This window comes from Thiohalocapsa sp., from assembly GCF_019695415.1.
GTDB lineage: Bacteria > Pseudomonadota > Gammaproteobacteria > Chromatiales > Chromatiaceae > Thiohalocapsa.
On sequence record NZ_JAIFKJ010000343.1, the window covers coordinates 1 to 5,185 of the forward strand.

5 protein-coding genes are annotated in these 5,185 nt (G+C 66.0%); 3 read left to right on the forward strand and 2 right to left on the reverse strand.

What is annotated here, in order from left to right:
* A partial coding sequence (locus I6U14_RS09795; protein WP_296898876.1) for a thiamine pyrophosphate-dependent enzyme occupies nucleotides 1-1,223 on the forward strand: 1,223 nt, incomplete at its 5' end.
* A 138-nt stretch (nucleotides 1,224-1,361) separates the two neighbouring features.
* On the opposite strand, the gene I6U14_RS09800 is transcribed toward I6U14_RS09795, so the two are convergent.
* Nucleotides 1,362-2,192: a DUF5996 family protein gene (locus I6U14_RS09800; protein ID WP_296898878.1), complete on the reverse strand. Its 831-nt coding sequence runs from the start codon at nucleotides 2,190-2,192 to the stop codon at nucleotides 1,362-1,364.
* A gap of 82 nt (nucleotides 2,193-2,274) precedes the next feature.
* On the reverse strand, nucleotides 2,275-2,529 hold the full coding sequence (locus tag I6U14_RS09805) for an MAPEG family protein (RefSeq protein WP_296898884.1): 255 nt from the start codon (nucleotides 2,527-2,529) through the stop codon (nucleotides 2,275-2,277).
* A gap of 83 nt (nucleotides 2,530-2,612) precedes the next feature.
* On the opposite strand from I6U14_RS09805, the gene I6U14_RS09810 reads away from it, so the two are divergent.
* Nucleotides 2,613-3,563 carry an IS1595 family transposase gene (locus tag I6U14_RS09810; protein ID WP_296898880.1) on the forward strand — a complete coding sequence of 317 codons (951 nt, stop codon included), beginning with the start codon at nucleotides 2,613-2,615 and terminating at the stop codon, nucleotides 3,561-3,563.
* 394 nt (nucleotides 3,564-3,957) lie between these two features.
* Complete coding sequence (locus I6U14_RS09815) at nucleotides 3,958-4,905, forward strand: DUF3179 domain-containing protein (protein WP_296898882.1); 948 nt, start codon at nucleotides 3,958-3,960, stop codon at nucleotides 4,903-4,905.
* Nucleotides 4,906-5,185: the final 280 nt, after the last annotated feature.

Genomic DNA, 5,185 nt, shown 5'->3' on the forward strand with positions numbered 1-5,185 from the left:
ACCAGCCCGGGCTGGTAAACCTCGCCTGCAAGCGCGCGTTCCGGAACCGGCGCGTCTCGCACCTGATCCTGCCGGACGAGGTACCGAAGCTGGTCGCTGCCGACGGCGCCGCGGCCGGCGGCCCGGCGGGCCGGATCACGCCGCGGGACATCGCGCCGCCCGAGTCGGCCGTCGACGACGCCGTGGCGCTGCTGGCCAAGTCCAGGCGTCCGGTCATCGTCGTCGGTCACGGCGCCCGCTTCAGCATGGACGGCGTCATTGCGCTCGCCGAGCAGCTCAACTGCCCCGTCATCACCACCTTCAAGGGCAAGGGCCTGATCCCCGACTCCCACCCCTTGGGCGGCGGTGTGCTCGGGCGCAGCGGCACGCCCATCGCCAGCTGGGTCATGAACGAGGCGGACTGCCTCCTGGTCTTCGGCGCCAGCTTCTCCAACCACACCGGCATCACGCCGAAGATCCCGACCATCCAGGTGGATTTCGACGCGATGATGCTCGGCAAATTCCACGCCGTGCAGGTGCCGGTGTGGGGCGAGATCGGCATCACCTGCGGGCTGCTGCGCGAGCGCCTGGCAGCCGGCACGGCGCCGGTGGATCAGCGCCCGGACCTCGCCGAGCGCTGGTCCATCTGGCGCAAGGAAAAGGAGCGCCGCGAGCGGGACGACCGCGGCCTGGGCGTCAACTCAGCCGCCGTCTTTGCGGCCATGAACCGCCAGGTGCCGGCGGACGCCATCCTGGCCGTGGACGTCGGCAACAACACCTATTCCTTCGGCCGCTACTTCGAATGCGAGCGCCAGGCGGTGCTGATGTCCGGCTACCTCGGCTCGATTGGCTTCTCCTTCCCGGCGGCGATGGGCGCCTGGGCCGCGACACAGGAAGACGACCCGCGTTTTACGGGCCGCAAGGTCGTCTCCGTCTCCGGCGATGGCGGTTTTGGTCAGTACCTCGCCGAGCTGACAACGGCGGTCAAATACGGCATGAACATCACCCATGTACTGCTGAACAACTGCGAGCTGGGCAAGATCAGCAAGGAGCAGCGCGCCGGCGAGTGGGAGGTCTGGCAAACCGCACTGCACAACCCGGACTTCGCCGAGTACGCGCGCATCTGCGGCGCCCTCGGTATCAAGGTAACGGCCAAGGACCGGCTCGACGCTGCTCTCGTCGAGGCACTGGCCTACGACGGCCCGAGCCTGGTGGAGATCCACTCCGACGCGGAGTTGGTGTGATGGGCTTGCTCGGATTAGCCCTAGCGCGGCCATCGGAGTGGTGATGCCGGGCGCCTCGCCGGCCTCGCTATTGCCTGGCCGAGGCGTGGCGTGGCTGCAACGGCGGTCAAGCTCCGCAGAGGATCTTGGTAGCCGCTGTCAGCGGCTCATCAGCTCGGCCCCATGGGCCTGCAGCGTTCGCAGGAAATCGAGCAGGCGGTCCGCCGGCCAATCACTGTCGAGCAGCGCAGCGTAGGGCAGGATCGCACCGGCCCAGCCCTCGGTATGCCAGAAAGCACCCCCGGGGAGTGCAAGATCGGTGAATCCGTCGGGTTGCGGGTACGCCGTTGCGTAGAAATAGGCATCGTCGATCGACTCGTCCCCGGTGGCGAAGCCGAAGTTCATGTGCTCGTCGGCACGCTCCTCGTCGAGAGGATCGACACCGGGGACCAGCCGACCCGAGAACCAGTTCATGGCCAGATCGAAGTGATGTGGAAAGACCTGTATCGGGCTGGTCTCCTCGCGCAAGCGCCCCTTGAACGCGGCAAAGACCCCGGCGCTCCAGTTGATCGACTGTCGAAAGCGTCCGGCCGCGTCCGGGTCGTAAGGCAACGGGACCTCGTCAGCCAGCGGCGCGAGCGCACCTGCGTCAAGTTCGACATCGTGCTCGCTAAGGCACTGGATCAAGGCCCCGCAGAAGCCGGACGCGGTCTGTTCGCGCAGCGGCAGCTGCGCACGCCAGCCGTCGCTACTATCGATGACCAGCTCGTGACCGGCCAGGTCGAGGGCCAGTTCCAGCGCCTGGTCGGCGGCCGGGAACGGCGTTGTCGTGAGCCCACGGGCGCTGACGTGCAAGGTGCTGTGCCACCAGTGCTTTGCGGGCGGCGCATGCTCGGCGCGCAGCTTGCCGACCATCCTGGCATAGCGATGCAGGCTGTCCCGCGTCGATAGCCAGTCGGACAGATGGAGTCGGGCTAGCGACGGTTTCATCGGGGTCTCCGCACCTGTTCACTGAACGAAATGGTACCCGGCTCGCAGTCCGCGCCGGGCTTGGAAAACGTGCTTGCACGGGCTAGAGCTCGATGAAGCGCCCGTAAGGTAGGTAGATGAGATTGACCACAGCGAGAGCGATGATGACCCAGATGGTGATCTGCATGCCGAGCACACGGCGCCGCAGGTCGCCTTTGAGAAGGGCTCTGGCATGGATGACCCGGCCGACGAGCAGCAGGACGCCCAGCAGGTGCACGAGAACCAGGTTGGCGTTGTTGTACTGTAGGCCGAATAGCAGCAGCAGTGCGATCGGAATGTACTCAACAGCGTTCCTGATTCCCTACGAAACTCAGCAGGCTCGCGGCTTGAGTCACCGGTGGGCGCACACTGGCACCGTGTTCCCCTACCAGGAGCGGTCCGATGGCCAAGAACCGAGTGCAATTTCAGAAGGGGCTGAGCCTGCCCGAGTTTTTCCGCATGTACGGGGCCGAGGCGCAGTGCGCCGCGGCGCTGTTCAAGTGGCGCTGGCCGCTGGGGTTCGTCTGCCCGGAGTGCGGCCATGCCGAGGGCTACACGGAGGTGAAGACCCGCGGGCTGCTGCAGTGCCGACACTGCCGTCATCAGACCTCGTTGACCGCGGGCACCGTGCTCGCCTACAGCAAGCTGCCGCTGACCACCTGGTTCTTGGCCATGTACCTGCTCACGCAGCAGAAAAACGCCATCTCCGCGCTGGAGCTGATGCGCCAGCTCGGCGTCTCTTACCCGACCGCCTGGAGCGTCAAGCACAAGCTGTTGCAGGCCATGCTGGAGCGCGATGCCGAGCGCCAACTGACCGGCGTGATCGAGATCGACGACGCGTACTGGGGCGGGGAGTGCCATGGTCAGACGCCGGGTCGCGGCTCGCCGAACAAGACCCCATTCGTGGCCGCACTCGCAAAGAATCTCGAGGGCCATCCGATGGAGTTGCGCTTGAGCGTCGTCGCCGGTTTCCGCAAGCGCGAGCTGGCCGCTTGGACGCAGGAATTCATCCACCCTGACAGCATCGTCGTCAGCGACGGCCTCGCCTGCTTCCGCGGCGTCGCCGCCGCTGGCGTGGAGCACCAGCCGGTGGTCACCGGCGGTGGGGCGGCCAGCATGGAGTTGGAGGCCTTTACCTGGCTGAGCACCGTGCTCGGCAACGTCAAGGACGCCCTGCGCGGCACGTATCACAAAGCCAGCCCGCAGCATCTACCGCGCTACCTCGCTGAGTTCTGCTATCGCTTCAACCGCCGTTTCGACGTTGCCGCGATGCTGCCTCGTCTCGGTGTCGTAGCCGTCCGCACGCCGCCCATACCCTACCGGCTGCTCAAGTTGGCTGAGGCTCATTGGTAGTCAAGACGACGTTTGACTGGGCCGCCATTGCGGTGATCAGCTATGACTCATCGCCTTCGCCGACGCTGACTTGCCTGCGGCGGCAGACCCGGATCACATGCAAGGACAGCTAGACGATCAGAAAGGCTGGCAGTGCGGCATAGAGCACAGTTGTCAAGGTGAGATCTCCGCTTCGGAAGCTTGTCGGGAGCTCGGCGGCAGAAAGGCGCAAGCGGTGGCGCCTGGGACAAGTGTTCTCCGTCAAGCATGCGCTTTTCCAATCGGCATTGCCAACATGCGGATCGCTTCGTTCCGGTTGCAGATCGCGGCGACGACAGCGGTCGGTAACGGATGAAATCTATGCGCTCCTAAACCGGTCCAGGCATTAAGGCGAAACAATCCGATGACCAAGCCAATGACCCCACAAAGATTCCGTCTTGCTTTCCTCATGCTACTGACCGTCGCACTGATCACCGGGGCGGCGCTCGCTGCGGCCGACAACGGCTTCGACCTCAGCAACCCCCTGGTGCCGGTGGACGAGATCCACGCCGGCGGGCCTGCGCGCGACGGTATCCCGTCCATCGACGAGCCCAAATTCGTGGCGGCCCGGGAGGCCGACTTCCTGCGCGGCGGGGACGACGTGCTCGGTATCGTCCTGGGCGGCGTTGCCCGCGCCTATCCCATCCGCATCATGAACTGGCACGAGATCGTCAACGACGACATCGGCGGCGAGCGCATCGCCGTCACCTATTGCCCGCTGTGCGGCAGCGGCGTAGCCTTTGCGGCCGAGTCGGGCGACCGGCCGCTCAGCTTCGGCGTGTCCGGGCTGCTCTACAACAGCGACATACTGCTGTATGACCGCGAGACCGAGAGCCTCTGGAGCCAGATTAAGAGACAGGCCATCAGCGGCCCCCTGGCCGGCCGCGAGCTCCGGGCCTTGCCCTTGACCCACACCACGTGGAGCGCCTGGCTGCGCGAGCATCCGGAGACGGAGGTGCTGTCTACTGACACAGGCTTCCGGCGCGACTACACCCGCTCGCCCTACGGTGGCTACGAGACCGAGCGCGGGCTCTACTTCCCCGTCGCCAACAAGTCGCGGCGCTATCACCCGAAGGAGCGGGTGCTGGGCGTCGAGATCGGTGGGCAGTACAAGGCTTATCCCTTCGCCGAGCTGTCAAAGACCGACGGTGAGGTGAACGACCGCATCGCCGGACAGCCCATCACCATCCGCTTCGACCGTCTCAACGAGAGTGCGCGGGCCTTCGATGCTGACGGCAAGCAGCTGGCGGCGATGACGGGCTTCTGGTTCGCCTGGTACGCCTTCCACCCGGACACGACGGTATTCCGGGCACCGCGCGGCTGAGTCCCAGCGCGGTTCTTCCTGTTCGGGGCGCGCGATGTCTGGTTCGTCGTCGCGCTGCCGATGTTCCTGCACGAAGTGCTCGGCTGGTCCTTCGTGGACGTCCGCGGCGTTTCGTGAAGGCCGCGGCACCCGGCTCGCACTGCCGCCATCGCCACCGCATGGGGTCAGCCGCGGGACCGGCCCGCGGACAGGCCCGCGGACACGCGAGCGTGCTGTAGTGGCGCCCCGCGGATATCCCCAGCGCGGTGTAAAACGGCCAACACTTAGCCACCAGCCCTGC